We start from the raw sequence: 18,047 nt of genomic DNA on the forward strand, positions 1-18,047 counted from the left end.
ATGTCGAGCATCCGGGTAGCGTTTTCAGGCACGGGTACGTTGCGAGCGAATTCTTTTGCTTCGGAAATGGCCCCAGCCCACATACCGCGCTGGTAGAGATCCCAATCGTTGGCTTGCAAAGATTCGTGATACTGCAAACCTCGTCCCGTTTTCAGGTAATCACCCATTTTTTCCAGCCATGGCCACACGATGCGGTTGTTGTAAATGGCCAGGTCGCGCACCGAGTAAGGGCTGTCGGCCAGTACCCACTTGCTGGTAATGCGCGTCAGACGGTACTCGCCTTTCTTAAATTTTAGATAGTTCACCGAAGTCAGGACGCCCAGCAGCTGCGTCGTGGCGCGGACGTCGAAACTACAAGCCTTGGCAATGGTATCAGCGGTGGTGTGGCCATTTTGAATTGCCTCAAAAACGCCGCCATCCACCGCCTCCAGCACAGCACGACTGATGACGGGCAGCACCTGCGCGTGAAGCAGCGGCATCGGCACCAGGTTGAGTCTTAGGGCCAGCCATTCTTTCAGGGAGTCAGGAAATACGCGTAGCTGCATCAGCCGGCCCAGTTTTCACGATCCAGGCTACGGTACTGGATGGCTTCGGCAAGGTGTTCGATCTTAATGTCGTCGCTGCCGGCCAAGTCGGCGATGGTACGCGACACTTTCAGTATTCGGTCGTAGGCGCGGGCCGAGAGGCCGAGGCGCTCCATTGCGGTGCGAAGCAGGGCGCGGCCCGCATCGCCGATTTCGCAGATTTCCTTCACCATTTCGGGTGGCATCATGGCGTTGGAGTAGATTTCGGGACGATCCTTGAAACGCTCTGTCTGGCGCTCGCGGGCCTTGATGACGCGTTCCCGGATTTCGTCGCTGCCCTCGGACTTGCGGGTAGAAGCGATTTGGTCAAACGACACGGGCGTCACCTCCACGTGCAGGTCGATGCGGTCGAGCAGCGGGCCGCTGATTTTGTTGAGGTACTTCTGCACTACGCCCGGCCCACAGACGCACTCTTTTTCGGGGTGGTTGTAGTAGCCGCACGGGCAGGGATTCATGCTGGCGATAAGCATGAAGTTGGACGGAAACTCCACGGCCATGCGGGCGCGGGAAATACTCACCTTGCGCTCTTCCAGCGGCTGGCGCATCACTTCCAGCACCGTGCGTTTGAATTCGGGTAGTTCGTCCAGAAAAAGTACCCCATTGTGCGCCAGCGAAATCTCGCCCGGCTGCGGAAAACTACCACCACCGACCAGCGCCGCGTCGCTGATGGAGTGGTGCGGCGAGCGGAATGGCCGCCGCGAAATCAGTGTCGAGCGCGACCCGAGTTTACCAGCTACGGAATGGATTTTGGTAGTTTCCAGGGCTTCCTGCAACGACAGCGGTGGTAAAATGGACGGCAACCGCTTGGCCAGCATAGTTTTGCCCGCGCCGGGTGGCCCGATCATGATGGCGTTGTGGCCGCCCGCCGCCGTGATTTCCAGGGCGCGTTTGATGTTTTCCTGTCCTTGCACGTGCGAGAAATCAGCCTCGTAATCGTTGACGGTGTTGGCAAAAATATCGCGGGTGTCGATGACCAGCGGCTCGATCTCGCGCCTGCCCTCGAAGAATTCCACGGCTTCCATCATGGTTTCCACGCCGATCACATCCAGATTATTCACAATGGCGGCTTCGGGAGCGTTTTCGGTAGGCAGCACGATGCCCTTCATGCCCTGCTTGCGGGCTTCGATGGCGATGGGCAGTACGCCTTTGATGGGCCGCAACTGGCCGTCGAGCGATAGCTCGCCCATAATCACGTAGTCTTCCAGGCTACGCTCGCACTTGATTTGCTCGGAGGTTTCCAGCACACAGAGGGCGATGGGCAGGTCGTAGGAAGAACCCTCTTTCTTGACATCAGCGGGGGCGAGATTGACGACGATTTTCTGGCGCGGCATCCGGTAGCCACCGTGCTTCAGCGATGCTTCCACGCGCTGCTGGCTTTCCTTCACGGCGCTGTCGGGTAGTCCCACCATGAAAAAGTGCAACCCCTGGCTTACCGCGACCTCGATAGTGATCATCGAAGCGTTGACGCCATAGACCGCGCCGCCGAAGGTTTTGGAAAGCATAGGGTGGGGATTTTTGGTTGACAAGGGTAGTTGCAAAAATAGAATAATTTGGACTCGAATCAACGACTTTAAAGGTAGAGGCTGCTAATGCCCGCCCCGAAAAGATCGGCTGAGTACCTGGGTTTTTTCTAAACATCTGGTAATGGCTGGCTCATTTTTTTAACAATCGTGCGTTTGAATTCCGTACGTTCAGTATCCTGGTACTGAAAATGAAAACCAAGATTGTTCTATCGAACAGTTTGAAAGGGTTTAGGGTTAAGAAATTTTCAAAAAAATACAAGATGAAGTTACGATTTCTGGGATATGCTATCCAATCACTCCTTGCCTTTACCCTCACTTCCTGCGAAATCTTCGGCCCCGGCCAGGGACTTTTCACTTCCCCCTCGCCGCACGAGCAGTACGCGCGGTCATTGAAAGCCGCCAATCTGGATCAGACCGCCCTGGGTACGCTGTGGATAGCGGCTTCCGAGCGTTCCTTGCGCGATTCCCTGCTTATTACGCTACCCTACCGCGAGAGCGGCTACTTCCCGGCGCAGTCGCCACTGGCGGTGGGGTATCGGGTGCAGGCCGAGCGCGGCGATGTACTTTCGATCGCCGTATCGGTGCAGGGACGCACGGGTGGCGACACGACGGGCCGTAGCAAGACTAAGGTTTTCGTAGATATTTTTGAACTGGACGAGAAGCAAAAACCCTCACGGGTACTTTCGGCGAGAGCCGATACGACGGGTCTGCGCTGGGAAGTCAAGCGCAGCCGGACGCACCTGATTCGCATTCAGCCCGAGTTGCTGCGGAGTGGCCGCTACACGCTGTCCGTCACGCGCGACCCGCTGCTGGCGTTTCCGGTCGAGGGTCGTAATAGCAAACAGATCAGTAGTTTCTGGGGTGCCAACCGCGACGGCGGGCGGCGCAGTCACGAGGGCGTGGATATTTTTGCGCCGCGCGGTACGCCCGCTTTGGCGGCCATCGACGGTTTCGTATCGCGGGTGGGCACCAATAGCCTGGGCGGCAACGTCGTGTTCCTGTCCGATCAGTCACACGGTATAAACTTGTACTACGCGCACCTCGACAGCTTCAACGTGGTCACGGGAAAGCGGGTGAAACTGGGCGACACGCTGGGCTTTGTGGGCAACACGGGCAACGCCCGCACCACCGGGCCCCACCTGCATTTCGGAATTTACCAGTCGGGTGGGCGCGGGGCGACGGACCCGCTCCCCTTCATCCGCACGGGACTGGGCGAGCCGAAGCAGAAGCTTCCCGACGCCGACAAACTTGGCGACACCGCGCGCGTCGTCACGAATACACGCCTGCGCCTTACTCCAACTAACACGGCTGAAACCGTGGAATCGCTGGAACGGAATCAGATTGTTCGTGTGCTGGGCGGCTCCGGCGGCTGGCTGCGGGTCAGGACGCCCCACGAAACTGAAGGCTACCTACCCGCCTCGGCGGTGCGGGACATCGGCGCATCCGTGGGTAAAGCGCGACTCGCCGCCGCTACGCCAATTTATGACGAAGCCTATCCCGACGCCGCCGTTTACGAAGTACTGATCGAATCCGCCACGCTCACCGTGCTGGGCAGCAGCGGCAATTTTGAACTAGTTGAATTGGATAAAGCCAAATCAAAAGGCTGGGTTAGGAAGGAATGAGTAATTTCGCGGCCTAATCACTAAGATAAAGACCGCTCAGTGTCGAATGGGCACTGTCCACTGTCAATTGTCAACTATCCACCGAATGAACATTTACTGGTTTCGCAACGACCTGCGCCTGCACGACAACGAAGGGTTTTTAAAAGCCACCCAAAAAGCCGATGAAGTACTTCCCGTCTTTGTTTTCGATCCAAGGTTGTTTGAGAAAACGCCAATGGGCTTTCACAAGACGGGAATCTATCGCACTCGCTTCCTGCTGGAAAGCGTGGCTGACCTGCGGGCATCGCTGCGCGAGAAAGGCGGCGATTTACTGATAAGAATCGGCGAACCGGAGCGCGTTCTGGCCGAACTGGCCCAGCATTACGACGCGGAAGAACTACACCTAAGCAAAGAAATTGCTCAGGAAGAAACTGACGTGGAATCTTCGTTGAGCAAAAGACTGAAGCAGTTGAACGTGGATATGATTTTTACGTGGATGTCAACGCTGTACCACGTGCGCGACTTGCCCCTTGCCATCAATCGGCTACCGGAGGTTTTTACGGATTTTAGGAAAAATGTAGAGAAAAACGCCGCCGTGCGCCCCACTGCGAATCAACCCGAATCCGTAGACTCACCCGCCGACTGCGAAGCCGGAGAAATGCCTACGCTCGCAGATCTGGGTTTCACCGAAGCGGAAATAACGCCGCCCGATCCGCGTGGCGTGCTGGACTACCAGGGCGGTGAAACGGCGGGCTTGCAGCGACTGCAGAAGTATTTGTGGGAAAGCGACCACATCGCGACCTACAAGGAAACCCGCAACGGACTGCTGGGAGCCGACTACTCTTCCAAATTCTCGGCCTGGCTGTCGCTGGGTTGCCTGTCGCCCCGGCGGGTTCATGAAGAAGTGAAACGTTACGAAACCGAACGCACGGCCAATAACTCCACCTACTGGCTGATTTTTGAATTGCTTTGGCGCGACTTTTTCCACTTCGTAATGCTGCGCTGGGGAACGCGACTCTTCAAGCCCTCCGGCCTGAAACTCGACAAGGACAAGCGCTGGCGGCACGACCGTGACCTGTTTGAGAAATGGCAGACGGGCCAAACGGGCGTTCCCTTTGTGGATGCCAATATGCGCGAAATCGCGGCGACGGGCTTTATGTCCAACCGCGGGCGGCAGAACGTCGCCAGCTTTCTGGCCCACGACCTGGGCCTCGACTGGACCTGGGGCGCAGCCTGGTTCGAGAGTCTGCTCATCGACTACGACGTGTGCAGCAACTGGGGCAACTGGAACTACGTGGCGGGCGTCGGCAATGACCCGCGCCAGGATCGCTACTTCAACCAATACTCCCAGGCCACGCGCTACGACCCCGAGGGTAGTTACGTAAAGTACTGGCTGCCCGAACTGGCCAAAGTACCTACCGACAAAATCCACCGGGTCTGGCAGTTGTCACCCGCCGAGCAGCAGGAGTACGGGGTAGTTTTGGGAGAGGATTACCCGCTGCCGATTGTGGAAGGGGACAAGTGGCTAAAATAAGTGAAAAAGACAAACGTATCTTTTTGCTCTTCCAAAAATCTGATTATCAAATACAACCAGTCATGCTCCTCGTAGAAATCTCCTAAATTGTTCTCTTCAATTTTCCAACCCCATCGCCTCGCGATAAGACGGATCTTGGAGCAATACATTGGCTACGAACTTTTCACCTTTAGCAGAGAAATGCCCATCGCAGGAAATGTAAAGGGTGGACCACTCTGCCGGATTCATCTTGTGAACGATGGGCAACAAGTTGATATACGCTGCTCCGTACTTTTGACAAAGGGCCTGAATTTGCGGCGATAAATCATCTTCGGGTAGCTTATCGTAAGCGTGTACATCGGACAAGACGGGCATCCCCAGCAAGATTGTTTTTTTTCCCTGAGCAACCTTCAGCAGCTCTTCCAGCGAATAGCCGAATGCGAACCAACGCTCCTCGAAGAATTCCCTGGCGAAGCTGTTCGCTAGTTCGGAATTGCGACTTGCGGATTTACCTGCCCAGTTCATAGCACAGGCGTAAACGTAAGAATTCAACTTGAGCTCGGCCACCATTTTTTTGCCCCACTGCATGGAGCGATACACCGAATCTACTGATTGCTGTGTATTAGTAGGCTGTCGTATATTGGCTGGAGCAGCGACCGACTGATTGATATCCGTAATCGAGTATTTGAGATTTACATCCGGGAAATCTCTTTCCCAGTAGGGGCGATAAATCGGGTAATGCAGCAGCCCCATTTTTGCCGATTCCGAGTAGTCCTCAAAGTCATTGGCCGGAAGCAACGAGACAATGACCACATCGTGTTCAAACTGCCGGGCCAGGTGCTCATAAGTCAGGAAATAGTTGATCGGGCTAGTGCCATTGATTCCAAAATTAAGGTGTTCACGACCCGTTTTGGTTTCCAGCAGATTGGAATAGCGCAAAGGCGCATCCACCATATAGCCCTCCATAAAAGAGTCACCCAGTAATATGGCCCGCTTGTTGGAACCAGGATTGGCAAGCTGCCGCTCGGCGTCGCGCATGCCGTAAGAGTTACTGGTCAGCAAAACACTGTCGCCGTTGCAAATAGGCACTCGAATCGAACTATTGGGTAAGCGCCAGCGGCCAAATTCGGAGCTGATATCCGCCCAAAATGGCTCCTTGTGGGAAACCCAATTCTCGTTTAGCTTGACCCGTGAGTGAAAAGGTGGCGGCGCATCGGTAATCCCCAAACTGATCAGGCCAAAACAAACGAGTTCGGCCATAACCCAAAAGAACAACAACCCGCACAGTGAAGCTGAGAGATTGGCCAGCCAATTATACTTTGAACGTGTACCCAGGGTAGCTAATGCCAGCAGCCCTGCGCCCACCAGCAGGTAGTTGAGCAGCGTATTCAAATTGATGCCGCCCAGTATTGCATCATCGTTGGCAAACAGCTTATCATACAGACGAAGCAAACCCCAAATCACGATCAGACCGCCCATCAGGGCGGCCCAAAACTTCAACACGTTTTTCATCTATGGGTGGACACAATTAGTAAATAAATCACATTCCGGCATCAAGGCCAGAACGTTCCTAGGGACATTTTATTTTTTACGGAGGGTAAGGGTAAGTCGTTTAGGGCATTTTTTGTTAAAAAGACCATCGCCGCCCGGAATGAAAATAAAATAACTTACTTTTTCACCCTTCCAACTATTAAGGGGAATAGTGCATCTATGTACTATTCCTTTTATTTTTACTGGCGATAATCTCTCAACCTCACCACCATGCGACACCTGCTACCCGCTCTCTGCTTTTTCGTGGCCGTTTTCAGCCTCCAGCCCGCCCAGGCCCAGTTTACTGTCAGTGGCCCCAAAACGATCTGCACGGGTAGTTCGGCTACCCTTACTGCCGCCAACTGCGGCGGTACGCTCAAATGGTCTACGGGTGAAACCACGGCCAGCATTTCGGTCAGCCCCGCCGTGACGACGACCTACTATGTCACCTGTACCGTGGGAAGTAACAAAACTACGGGTAGTTTGTCGCCCATCGTTGTGCCGGGGCTACAACTAAATTCCAATGTCGGCACTTGCCTCACCGACCAAGCCACGCTCAGTGTTCCCGGCGTGCCCATCGGCAGCAACTTGCGCTGGGAGAGAGACGGGGTACTTATCCCCGGCGCGGGCAGCAACAACTATACTGCCACGCAGCCGGGTGTTTACACCGTCAAGTCCGACATCCCGACTTCCGCCTGGACCTGGCAGAACCTGCTGCCCGACGGGGAAGACTTCAACGATATTTTTTTTGCGACCGATTTTATAGGGGTAGCCGTGGGAAATTATGGCAAGATTGTGAGGACGACGGACGGCGGGCAGACGTGGAACCGGGTGGCTTTTGCGGATAAGTTTGACCTTAGTTCGGTGCATTTTACAAGTCCTTCAACGGGTTGGCTGGCCAGCCGCACGAATGGGTTGTACAAGACAACGGACGGCGGACTTTCCTGGAACCGTTCCTATGCCATTCCGAGCGATCTGGGTCTTAGTAAAGTTTTTTTTACCAATAATGACAATGGGTGGCTATTGAGTCCGAACGCGGTATGGAAGACTACTAACGGGGGATACACCTGGACATTGGTCCATAACGTAAGCAGTGCCTATATAGAAGACATCTTCTTTGCTGATGCTTCAACCGGTTGGCTGAGCATCGGTTCCGAAATCAAAAAAACTACCGACGGCGGTAGTACCTGGAATACGGTGCTGACCGCCAGCGAGTACGGGTACTTTTACAAAGTATTTTTTTCAAGTGCATCAGAAGGATGGGCAGTAGGGCGGAGGGGACTGCACAAAACGACCAACGGGGGCAGTACCTGGACCGATTATAGCGGAGCCGTACCTTTCGGGCTCGAATTCCGGGATGTGTATTTCAGCGATAGCAATCATGGCACCGTAGTTTCTTCCGGTGGAATCTACCGCACGACCAACGGGGGTAGTTCCTGGAACCTTACCAACGCGCCGCCCATCGACCCACTGTCGGTGTTCATGCGATCCTCTGACAAAGCCTGGGCGGCGGGGCGCGGGGGAAGGTTACTGACCGGATACCAGACGGCCTCGTCTTACGACTGGAAAACTACCTTAGGATACGGAGCGAATTCCGGGGCAAGCGTCGTAAGCCAGCGCACAGCCCTCGACTTTGTCAATAACGAAATCGGCTGGGTAGGAAACGGAAATGATTTCATGCTGAAAACTACCAATGGCGGCAAGGTCTGGGAGAAAACTACCTTGAAGGATGTGTACGATGTCGATTTTATAGATGAGAACACGGGCTACGCAGTAGCAAAAGGCATATCCTCCTTTCCAGCCTCAATTTATAAAAGTACGGATGGGGGAAATACCTGGACGGCAAAGTACAATTTTGCCAATGGTACTTCTCCCAGAATACAATTCGTGAGTAGCTCAGTCGGGTGGGTCTTTAATGCTTCTGAGGAAATTTACCGCACCACCGACGGCGGCAATACCTGGACTGCGTCAGCCACAGGTATCTTTCTGGGAGATTTGTTCTTTGTCGATGCGCTCCACGGCTGGGTAAGCGGGGCCAATGGTCAGGCGGCCAGAACGACTGATGGCGGCATCACCTGGACCCCCATGAACGTAGGGACGAATTTTATTCAGACCCTTTATTTCAAAAACCAAAACGAAGGTTGGTCGTTGGGCCTTACGACCCGAAAAACTACCGATGGCGGAGTTACCTGGACGGCGAATCTGTCCGACGGAGTACCCCTCAAATTCAAGAGCATGGATTTCTCCGGTTCAGACTTCGGAATAGCACTGGGCTATGACCTAGAAAACAATGGCGGCTATCCTGTGTACAAAACTCTGAACGGTGGGTCGAGCTGGATTAAACAATCCATCCCTACTCATACCCAATTTACAGAAATAAGGCTCGCTGACCCTGCCAACGCCTGGATTAGCGATGGTAGAGGAGCCATCATGCACTACGCCGCGCCCACTATCACCTGCGCCGCCAGCGTCATACTCCGCCAGAATGTCCCCGGCCCCGTCGTTACATCCTCTACCCACAATGCCCTTTGTGAAGGCGAAAGTATCACCCTCACCGCCAGTGGCTGCCCCAGCGGCCTGAGCTGGTCGGATGGTAGTACGGGTAAGACGATTACCGTGACGCCCTATGCTTCCACGAGTTACACGGCTTTTTGCGATGCAGGCAATGGTTGTAAGGGCGCGACTTACACGGGCGTGGCGGTAATCCCGAAGATTCGGCTGGATACGGCTTCTTCGGTAAATTGTGGTCGGCCTGTGTTCACGGCTTCCAATTACTTTTACAATTCGGACATCCTCTGGAAAAACGACGGAACCTTAATCCAAAAAGGCAATACAAATGGCAATTTCACTCCGCCGGGCGCAGGAACCTACACCGCCGAGGTCGATGCCACCGGAGCCTGGGCGCCGCAGATGGGTGCTTTCACTAATACTTCATTGCATGATGTTACATTCACTTCTGCATCGGTAGGTTTTGTCGTTGGGAGCCTGGGGACCATCCTGAAAACCAGCGACGGCGGCATAAGCTGGAAAACCTTACCAAGCGGCACCAAAGATGACCTGAACAGAATTCATATGGTGAGTCCTGCCGTGGGGTGGGCGATTGGCTACGGCCCTCACACCTTCAAAACGACCGATGGGGGCAATACCTGGCTCAAACAGAAAAGTGCCGATGGGAATGGCCTGACGGATATTTCCTTTGCCGACGAAAATGTGGGCTGGGTCACCAGCCCGCTTGGTATCTATCGCACCGCCGATGGCGGAGCCACCTGGACCACGCAGCTTGTTGGCACAAACAGTTTTGTGGCGATTCACGCTATTTCTGCTACGACCGCCTGGGTCGTAGGCTATAATGGGCGGGTCAAGAAAACCACGGATGGAGGCAGCACCTGGGCCGACGTGGATGTCGGCTTCGGCTCGGGCCAAAAGCCTTCCCTCGGCGATGTCTTTTTCATCGATGCCAACCACGGCTGGATTACCGGAAGCGGGAAAACCCTGCTGCACACTGCCGACGGAGGCGCAAGCTGGGAAAGCCAAGACACTCAACCGGGTGACAACTACGCTTCCTACAATCAGGTGCAGTTCTTGGACAATGAACACGGCTGGATAAAAGTTAGCGATAATTATTTCCTCAGAACTGATGATGGCGGGCAGACCTGGTCGCGCTTCCCCAACCTATACGACATCGGCCTCGGAAGTGCTGAACGCTTTTACATGACCTCGGCTGCCGAAGGGGTTATGGTAGGTGGTGACTTGATTGCCCGCACCACCGACGGAGCCGCCACCTGGCATCGGGTGGGCGGTAGTTTGTCGGGATTTTATCTCTCAGACCTTCATTTTGTAAATAGTGAAAAGGGCTTTGCCATCGGGGCTGAGGGAGATTTACTCAGTACCGCCAATGGGGGCAAGAGCTGGAACGTCCGAAAACTGAATACCTTTAACAGCAACCCATCCAATAGTTTCGACCTCTTTTTCCTCGACGACACCTATGGCTGGATACTGGGAAGCAACCGGGCTTTGCTACGCACCACCGATGGCGGCACTACCTGGACATCCCAGCAGCTACCCATCACCGTGGCGATTTACCAGCTTTTCTTTGTCAGCCCCACCGTGGGTTGGGGCGTGGGATTTTCCGGCTTCATTTTCAAGACCACCGATGGCGGGCTTTCCTGGGTCAAGCAGACTTCCAATACCAACAGCAACTTGATGGGCTTATTTTTCCTGGACGCTAACCGGGGCTGGGTCGTGGGGGTCAACGGCAACGTCCTCGTCACCACCGACGGCGGGGCCAACTGGAACGCTCAGTCTTCCGGTATATACTCTCCCTTGCACTCAGTGTATTTCACCAGTCCCACCGAAGGTTGGGCGGTCGGCCCCAGCCCCAACAGCGCAATCCGTACCCGAGATGGCGGTGTTACTTGGGAAAAAACTCAAATCGACCCAAACCCCAACGACAGCAATTATTTCCAGATCCAGTTTGTGGATCAGAACAACGGGTTCGTTTCGGGGAGCCGATTCGTCTATACCACAAAAGACGGAGGCGCCACCTGGAAGAAATCTTATCCATACCCCAATACCAGTTCTTATCCCAGCATCAAGGGTATGTCCTTCACCGACTCTACCCACGGCTGGGTGATCGGCACAAATGGCATCCTGTCTTTTCACCCTGCTGCCGCCCCTTGCGCCTCGGCTCCGGTAATGGTACTTCCGTCGAGCGTGGCACCACTGAGCACGACCGCTTCCGGCAACTGGGACGCACCTTACGTATGGTCTTGCGGCACGATTCCCACCGCCCTAGATGACGTTCGCATCAATGCCGAACACATCGTAACACTGCCGGGCAGCTACTCAGCAAAAGCCAAAAGCGTGGACTTGCGCGGGCAAATTCAGTATAGTACTAACGCGGGGCTGCAGATGGGTCAGGAGTAAGTGCCAATAAATCGGTGGGGAGTTCAACCAAGCGTCGGCGGCCGTTACGAACGGCTGCTTCATATTCAGGGCGCAGTCTCCTGCGGAAGACTACACTCAACTAGGGAGTTCTACCAGTTAAAAACTTTCATTACTCTTAGCCACCAGTTTCAAACTGGCGGCAGCGTGAGCTTTTGGTTCAAGTGGCCTGACGCACATGAAAGTGTATTTTGTTCAGAACGCGCCGGGTTCCATGACATAAATCACCCGAAGTACAGCAAATGAGAGGTTGGAGAAAGGCAAAAGTTCGTCTCAGTCAAAAGCAGTAGTGGCACCATATAACAAAGAAAACCGGCGACTGATGGGACATCTGTTTTTAATGGTTGTTGCCTACTCGTCCTGGTTTGCAATCGGGACGAGCGGGGGAGAAGCAATTTTGAAGGTCAAGCCGTTTGTCGTTCGTACCATTTCCAGACCATCTATCATGCTCCACACGACCAGCCGTGTAGTTTTCCGCCCAAAAATTCCTAGTTTTGGGTAATTTTGAACCAAAATCAACCTCAAAACAGAACCATCATGTCCAAAAGTATTATCGTTATAGTTATTCTTTTGCTGGTCGGCGGTATGTTCGGCTGCAGCTCCTACAACGGGCTGGTGCAGAAAGACGAAAACGTCAACGAGCAGTGGGCCAAAGTGCAGAGCCAGTACCAGCGCCGCGCCGACTTGATCCCGAACCTGGTCAACACCGTCAAGGGGGCCGCCGAATTTGAGCGGGGTACTTTGACCGACGTCATCAACGCCCGCGCCAAGGCCACCTCGACCCAAGTCAATGTCGATGACCTATCGCCCGAAAACATTCAAAAGTTCCAGGCCGCGCAGGATCAGTTGAGCGGAGCGCTGTCGCGGCTGCTGGTCTCGGTGGAACGCTACCCCGACCTGAAAGCCAACCAGAACTTTCTGGAATTGCAGGCCCAGTTGGAAGGCACTGAAAACCGCATCACCGTGGCCCGGAACGATTTCAACGCCGTGGTGAACGATTACAATCAATCGGTGCGGACGTTCCCGAACGCCATTTTTGCCGGGATATTCGGTTTCGACCGAAAGGGCTTCTTCGAGGCATCGCAGGCCTCACAAAACGCCCCAACCGTTACTTTTTAATCCTACTTTCGACATATAAAGACGCCATGCTGCCCGCCGTGGTGGCGTGGCGTCTTTTTGTTTTTTAAAAAATAAGAGGCCATGTCTTACACCCCACTCCTGTTCGGCAACGACGAGCAGAAACGCATCGTCGCCACGATTACGGAAGCCGAAATGCAGACTTCCGGCGAAATCAAGGTCCACATCGAAGCCAAATGCCCCGATGCCGACGTGATGGAACGCGCCAAGGTAGTTTTTGGCGAATTGAGCTTGCACAATACTAAGGACCGCAACGGGGTGCTGTTCTACCTCGCCCACGAAGACCGTAAGTTTGCGGTACTTGGCGACAAAGGCATCTACGAAAAAGTACCCCACGATTTCTGGGAAAGCACCAAAGATAAACTCCGCGCGCACTTCAAGAAAAACGAATTCGTAGAGGGTCTGTGCGAAGGCATCGAGGAGGCGGGCCAACAACTTAGAAAATACTTTCCGTACCAGTCGGACGACATCAACGAACTACCCGACGACGTGTCGTTCGGGTAAAATCAGCCATGAAAAAACAGCATTTTTTACTTTTCCTCCTGCTGCTAACGGGCCTTTCGGTGCGGGCGCAGGACATTCCACCGCGTCCGAGTCCGCCGAAGTTGGTCAACGACCTGGCCAACCAACTCAATGCCACCGAAGAAGCGCAATTGGAACAAAAACTGGTCGCTTACAACGATTCCACGTCCACCCAAATTACGCTGGTCATCGTACCGAGTGTGGAACCCTACGCCATCGCTGACTACGCCTTTCAGCTAGGACGTGAATGGGGCGTGGGCCAGGAAGGAAAAGACAACGGTATCGTGCTGCTGTGGGCACCTGATGATCGTAAAGTATTCATCGCCACGGGCTACGGCATGGAGGGGGCCATTCCCGATGCCATCGCCAAGCGCATCGTGTCGCAGGTGATTATTCCTGAGTTCAAGAACAAAATGTACTACCGTGGCCTCGACCGGGGCGTGGACGCCATCATTCGGTACGCCTCCGGCGAGTACCAGGCCGATCCCCGCGCGGCAAGCGAAGAAGGCTTCCCCGGCGGATTTGCCATCATCATTTTTCTCATAATTCTCTTCCTCATCATGCGCAACCGGGGCGGCGGCGGTGGCCGCGGCGGCAAGCGATTCCGCAGCGGGCGTGGCCCGGTATTCTTTCCGTACAGCACCCACTCGGGTTGGGGTAGTTCGTCCGGCAACTGGGGCGGCGGTGGCGGCTTCGGCGGGGGAGGCGGCGGATTTGGCGGCTTCGGTGGCGGTAGTTTCGGCGGGGGCGGCGCGGGAGGTAGTTATTGATGTAGCGGCGAAGTTGGTCTGAACAAAGCCGCTGTTAGATTCCTTAAAATTTTACCATGCCGCACCTCGCCGCTGATCTTGTAAAACTCAACAACCTCCAACTGGCCGGAAAACTGGTTAGTGAAGAAATTTGGCTGGGCATTCACGGCAGCCGACGGTCGGGCGTGGGCGTGGAGTTCGAACAGTACCGCCACTATGAACCCGGCGACGACCCCAAGCGCATCGACTGGAAACTCTACGCCCGCACGGGCAAGCATCAGGTTCGCGAGTCGGCCACTGAAAGCAGCCTGCACATTCGTTTTTTGCTGGATCTTTCCGGCTCCATGAACTACGCCGAGGACGGTCTCAGTCGCCTGAACTACGCCCGAATTTTATTGGCCTCGCTGGCATATCTGGGCTATCGACAGGGCGACGCTATGAGTTTGTACGCGCTCCAAGACGGTACTTTGCAAACTCTCGCCGTAGCGGGCAAGCAGGCGTTTCAGAAGATTTTGTTTGGTTTGGAAAAAACCGAAGCTAGTGGCGAATGGCGCAACGACGCGACCAATTTCCCGGAGTTTTACGCCCGCCAAAAAGAAATGCTGGTCTTCGTATCGGATTTGTGGCAAGTCGGCGAAGAGTGGTTGAATCTCATCAAGAGCGTCGCCAACCCGCGCCGAGAGGTAGTGATTTTCCAAATTCTGGGCGACCAGGAAATGGACTTCGACCTAAAAGGTTTTTACCGTTTCAAAGACCTGGAAACAGGCCGCGCGGTGGAGTTGGAAGCCGACGCCGTGCGGGACACTTTCCGCCAAAACACAACGAAGTACCTGGGAGATTTGGAGGAGGAACTGCGTTTGCCGCACGTACACCTCATCCGAGCGCGGTTGAGTGACCCAATCGCGGTCGTTCTGCGAGATTTTCTGGCGAAGCGGAAAGTGTGAAGAGATTTATCCGGGCTTGATTCTCACGATTTTTCCGTCTCGCATCACGACGAGGTCGGTGCCTTTCTGCTTTTTGAACTCGATGAGTTTTTCGTAGGTCTTGTCAAGACCTTTCAAAAGCTTATCTCGCAATTCTTCTTCCTTTTTGATCGTGTTCATGCTAATTCTTTTAAGTCTCTAAATTTCTCATTGTTTGTCACGACGATATCTCCACTGATAAATTTTTGCGCTATAAGCTCACGCCTGCCAAATGAATTATCGAAAAGAAATGCTTTGTCTACAATAGGCAGATAGATTTTCAACAGATTTGCGATCCCTCTGGAATAGCGTCGCTCGATTACGTCTGACGGAATGTTGTGCCCGCCTTCTAGTACCCGCGTTTTCACACGCTCTTTGGCTAACGCTACATTTTGTAGCCAAAAGAAAAGCAAAGTAGTCGTGTAGCCTTTACTTTTGGCTTCCTCAATCTTAACTCGATAACTTTTGGTCGCTAGGGTAGTTTCGAAAGCAAAGCTTTCGTCGCGGTTTAACAGGTCATCAATTCTATTCAACATGATGCGTCCGGCTTCAAAGGCGACCTTTTCGGGTTGGAAGGGCGAAAGCCCTCGGGCAATTTCGTCGGCGTTGACAAACTCCTTGCAATCAAGTATTTCGGGCAGTATGGTAAACGAAGCCGTGGTTTTGCCCGCGCCGTTGCATCCTGCGATGATGTAGAGGTTTTTGTCGGGCATAGAGATACAAAAGGAAATAGAACTTACTACTAATTTTGCTTACTGATCCAGGGATCAAGACTTTATTATTACCATTGAATGCATTATTATCATGTTTAATTGTTCTGATTAAAAACACACTATTTAATATTTTTTAATACTTTTTTGTCTATTGCCCTTTTTATATCATCACTGACTGAATCATTTCGTTTCAGTAGCGTGATAACCAGTTTGAAATAACTAGCACTATTTTTAATTCCTGTTAATTCGCAAACTTTCGATCGGGGTATTAAGGCATTTTTTAAATTAAAGAATCTTAAAACCTTATCAAAATTGGAGTTATCAATAACTTGATTAAATTCTATTTTAATGTCATCATAAATTTTTTGTTTATCAACTATTAAGAAGGTATTATCAATTTCAGATATTACAGATAATATATTTTTCGACTCAAAATTTGTAATTCCTAGTAATTTCTTTCGTAAAACCTCTTTGAAATGCAAAAGGATTTGGCTTTCTACGCTTTCTTGAAAAAATTCAATCAGGTTTCTCTTTATCTCATTGAAGGTCTCTTCGGGGTTGCGCCCTAAATGATTGGCGATAGCTTTAACAATTGATTCTTCAAGTAAAAGATTTTCTACTTCCGCTACATCTAAAACCCAAATATTTTTGGAATTTAAGTTGGATAAATCAACATCAGATCTTCTGTCTCTATCAATTATACCGAAGGATTGCAAATGATGAAATTCTGTTTGCTCGTTAAAAGATTTCACACTATGAATAACTTTTTCGCAACTTCCAAGAGGTTTTATTGTGTAATCAGAATATACCTGCTCATACAGTTGATAATCAATGCTACTATTATCACCTTCAAGAAAAATAATTGGTTTTCGACTTCCAAGTACTTCAAGATATAATTGCTCTGGAATGGGTGCCTTCTTATCTAGAAATTCATAGTCCCATATATCACCACTATTGTAGGATTTCGTCCAAATCTTAACAGCATTTTGCCTAGTGATAGCAAAATCAATATCATGCGTCAGATAAATAAAGAAACAATCTAATCTCTCAACCTCAATTTGATCAAACAGTTTTTTAACTAATGATCTATGTATATGCATTTCAGGCTCATCGATAATTATTATTGATTTTTCAGGAGCGCAGATGGCCTCACCAATTAAATAGAAAATTACCCTTTCTCCATCACTCATTTGTGAAGCATTGTAAATACTATTTTTTTGTTCAGTTGGATAGGCTTCTATTACTCCTGCTTTTTTAATTAATTTTCTGTGTGGCAAAATGGTTTCCCAAATTTTTTGAATTCTATCTAATTTAGTATTTGGCTTACTACCTCCATTTTCTTTGAAATTTAATGATAATTCGTACTCTTCCGTATGTAATAAAACCATTAATTTTTCATAATCGTTTAATAGAAATGTATTCATATCATTTCCCCAACGAGCTTGAATCCAACCTTGCGTTTTGTAATAATTTGGATTGCTTTTATCCCAGTGTCCATACAAGAATTCTCCTTCTGCTACTTCTTTTGATTTGGTACTGACAAAATCAGGCATTGATAATGACTTTTGTGCGGATATTCTATGTGTGTGTTCATAATAACGTTGTTCAATATTAGAGCCAAATCTCGTCTTGCCAGAACCATTTGCACCAATGATTACGAGTTGCTCAAAATCCAAAACTGGATTAGTGTTTGGTTGCCCTTTCTTTGATGGTAACTGTATATTCATAATTTTTTACTTTTGAGAAAATCAAAACCTCTATCTATTCAATTTATGGATAGTTTGTCAGCTTTTCATCACTTTCACTATCTTCACGACCTGAAAGTAAAGAAAAATCCAACCGCACCGGCGGACCGGTCCAGTATCCAGCGTCCAGTATCCAAAAGTAATGCAATTCCTCCAACCCGCCCTGCTGTGGGGCGCACTGGCCGTCGCCATCCCCATTGCCCTCCACTTCTGGCACCAGAAAAAAGGCAAGGAAATCGCCTGGGCGGCTACGCGGTTTTTGTTCGAAAAAAATCAGCAATCGCGGCGCGGGCTGCGTTTGGATCAACTTTTGCTGCTGGCCTTGCGCTGCCTGATGTTGCTGACGCTGGCATTTTTGTTGAGCGAGCACTTGTTCAGGAACAAAAATACGGCGGAGGTTTTACAAAAAATCCACCTCGTGCAGCCCGATGCTTTTGTGGCGGAAAACTACCGCTTTGAATTGGATCGCGCACGCGGAAAGAGCGAAGCGATCTACTGGCTGGCGCCCGATTTGCGCCTGGCGG

At 51.8% G+C, this 18,047-nt stretch carries 14 protein-coding genes; 8 read left to right on the forward strand and 6 right to left on the reverse strand.

The window, feature by feature from the left end:
- Together ACEW8P_RS00005 and ACEW8P_RS00010 are read right to left on the reverse strand one after the other, a co-directional pair.
- Positions 1-545, reverse strand: a 545-nt coding sequence (locus tag ACEW8P_RS00005) for a methyltransferase dimerization domain-containing protein (RefSeq protein WP_373511056.1), incomplete at its 3' end; no start/stop codon positions are given.
- Positions 545-2,086, reverse strand: coding sequence for a YifB family Mg chelatase-like AAA ATPase (locus ACEW8P_RS00010; protein ID WP_373511057.1), 1,542 nt, complete (start codon positions 2,084-2,086; stop codon positions 545-547). The genes ACEW8P_RS00010 and ACEW8P_RS00005, both read right to left, overlap by 1 nt.
- Positions 2,087-2,367: 281 nt before the next feature.
- Between ACEW8P_RS00010 and ACEW8P_RS00015 the strand changes: the two genes are divergently transcribed.
- Both ACEW8P_RS00015 and ACEW8P_RS00020 read left to right on the forward strand, forming a co-directional pair.
- Entirely contained in the window at positions 2,368-3,729 is a 1,362-nt protein-coding gene (locus ACEW8P_RS00015) for a peptidoglycan DD-metalloendopeptidase family protein (protein ID WP_373511058.1), read from the forward strand.
- An 85-nt stretch (positions 3,730-3,814) separates the two neighbouring features.
- The gene (locus tag ACEW8P_RS00020; RefSeq protein WP_373511059.1) at positions 3,815-5,242 is read left to right on the forward strand and encodes a DASH family cryptochrome; all 1,428 of its coding nucleotides are present in this window, start codon (positions 3,815-3,817) and stop codon (positions 5,240-5,242) included.
- A gap of 96 nt (positions 5,243-5,338) precedes the next feature.
- Here ACEW8P_RS00020 and ACEW8P_RS00025 read toward each other — a convergent pair whose 3' ends face one another.
- Positions 5,339-6,733 (reverse strand): hypothetical protein, encoded by a 1,395-nt coding sequence (locus ACEW8P_RS00025; RefSeq protein WP_373511060.1) that lies wholly within the window; start codon positions 6,731-6,733, stop codon positions 5,339-5,341.
- A 249-nt stretch (positions 6,734-6,982) separates the two neighbouring features.
- Between ACEW8P_RS00025 and ACEW8P_RS00030 the strand changes: the two genes are divergently transcribed.
- The 5 genes from ACEW8P_RS00030 to ACEW8P_RS00050 all read left to right on the forward strand — a co-directional run bounded on the left by ACEW8P_RS00030 (position 6,983) and on the right by ACEW8P_RS00050 (position 15,047).
- The gene (locus ACEW8P_RS00030; protein ID WP_373511061.1) at positions 6,983-11,677 is read left to right on the forward strand and encodes a YCF48-related protein; all 4,695 of its coding nucleotides are present in this window, start codon (positions 6,983-6,985) and stop codon (positions 11,675-11,677) included.
- A gap of 555 nt (positions 11,678-12,232) precedes the next feature.
- Entirely contained in the window at positions 12,233-12,814 is a 582-nt protein-coding gene (locus ACEW8P_RS00035; protein WP_373511062.1) for a LemA family protein, read from the forward strand.
- Between the two features lie 81 nt (positions 12,815-12,895).
- On the forward strand, positions 12,896-13,336 hold the full coding sequence (locus ACEW8P_RS00040; RefSeq protein WP_373511063.1) for a TPM domain-containing protein: 441 nt from the start codon (positions 12,896-12,898) through the stop codon (positions 13,334-13,336).
- Between the two features lie 8 nt (positions 13,337-13,344).
- The gene (locus ACEW8P_RS00045) at positions 13,345-14,124 is read left to right on the forward strand and encodes a YgcG family protein (RefSeq protein WP_373511064.1); all 780 of its coding nucleotides are present in this window, start codon (positions 13,345-13,347) and stop codon (positions 14,122-14,124) included.
- A gap of 56 nt (positions 14,125-14,180) precedes the next feature.
- Positions 14,181-15,047, forward strand: coding sequence for a DUF58 domain-containing protein (locus tag ACEW8P_RS00050; RefSeq protein WP_373511065.1), 867 nt, complete (start codon positions 14,181-14,183; stop codon positions 15,045-15,047).
- Positions 15,048-15,053: 6 nt separating this feature from the next.
- Here ACEW8P_RS00050 and ACEW8P_RS00055 read toward each other — a convergent pair whose 3' ends face one another.
- From ACEW8P_RS00055 to ACEW8P_RS00065, 3 genes are all read right to left on the reverse strand, one after another.
- Positions 15,054-15,206: a hypothetical protein gene (locus ACEW8P_RS00055; protein ID WP_373511066.1), complete on the reverse strand. Its 153-nt coding sequence runs from the start codon at positions 15,204-15,206 to the stop codon at positions 15,054-15,056.
- Entirely contained in the window at positions 15,203-15,778 is a 576-nt protein-coding gene (locus ACEW8P_RS00060; RefSeq protein WP_373511067.1) for a zeta toxin family protein, read from the reverse strand. The genes ACEW8P_RS00055 and ACEW8P_RS00060 overlap by 4 nt, the downstream gene beginning before the upstream one ends.
- Positions 15,779-15,897: 119 nt before the next feature.
- The gene (locus ACEW8P_RS00065; protein ID WP_373511068.1) at positions 15,898-17,505 is read right to left on the reverse strand and encodes a DUF4435 domain-containing protein; all 1,608 of its coding nucleotides are present in this window, start codon (positions 17,503-17,505) and stop codon (positions 15,898-15,900) included.
- A 160-nt stretch (positions 17,506-17,665) separates the two neighbouring features.
- On the opposite strand from ACEW8P_RS00065, the gene ACEW8P_RS00070 reads away from it, so the two are divergent.
- A partial coding sequence (locus ACEW8P_RS00070) for a BatA domain-containing protein (RefSeq protein WP_373511069.1) occupies positions 17,666-18,047 on the forward strand: 382 nt, incomplete at its 3' end.

The sequence above is a fragment of the Persicitalea sp. genome, assembly GCF_041751555.1.
In the GTDB taxonomy this organism is placed as follows: Bacteria; Bacteroidota; Bacteroidia; order Cytophagales; family Spirosomataceae; genus Persicitalea.

What these genes read in the sequence shown, in the direction of transcription:
- ACEW8P_RS00010 (WP_373511057.1), bottom strand. Translation starts at nt 2,086, where the DNA reads ATGCTTTCCAAAACCTTCGGCGGCGCGGTCTATGGCGTCAACGCTTCG.
- ACEW8P_RS00015 (WP_373511058.1), top strand. Translation starts at nt 2,368, where the DNA reads ATGAAGTTACGATTTCTGGGATATGCTATCCAATCACTCCTTGCCTTT.
- ACEW8P_RS00020 (WP_373511059.1), top strand. Translation starts at nt 3,815, where the DNA reads ATGAACATTTACTGGTTTCGCAACGACCTGCGCCTGCACGACAACGAA.
- ACEW8P_RS00025 (WP_373511060.1), bottom strand. Translation starts at nt 6,733, where the DNA reads ATGAAAAACGTGTTGAAGTTTTGGGCCGCCCTGATGGGCGGTCTGATC.
- ACEW8P_RS00030 (WP_373511061.1), top strand. Translation starts at nt 6,983, where the DNA reads ATGCGACACCTGCTACCCGCTCTCTGCTTTTTCGTGGCCGTTTTCAGC.
- ACEW8P_RS00035 (WP_373511062.1), top strand. Translation starts at nt 12,233, where the DNA reads ATGTCCAAAAGTATTATCGTTATAGTTATTCTTTTGCTGGTCGGCGGT.
- ACEW8P_RS00040 (WP_373511063.1), top strand. Translation starts at nt 12,896, where the DNA reads ATGTCTTACACCCCACTCCTGTTCGGCAACGACGAGCAGAAACGCATC.
- ACEW8P_RS00045 (WP_373511064.1), top strand. Translation starts at nt 13,345, where the DNA reads ATGAAAAAACAGCATTTTTTACTTTTCCTCCTGCTGCTAACGGGCCTT.
- ACEW8P_RS00050 (WP_373511065.1), top strand. Translation starts at nt 14,181, where the DNA reads ATGCCGCACCTCGCCGCTGATCTTGTAAAACTCAACAACCTCCAACTG.
- ACEW8P_RS00055 (WP_373511066.1), bottom strand. Translation starts at nt 15,206, where the DNA reads ATGAACACGATCAAAAAGGAAGAAGAATTGCGAGATAAGCTTTTGAAA.
- ACEW8P_RS00060 (WP_373511067.1), bottom strand. Translation starts at nt 15,778, where the DNA reads ATGCCCGACAAAAACCTCTACATCATCGCAGGATGCAACGGCGCGGGC.
- ACEW8P_RS00065 (WP_373511068.1), bottom strand. Translation starts at nt 17,505, where the DNA reads ATGAATATACAGTTACCATCAAAGAAAGGGCAACCAAACACTAATCCA.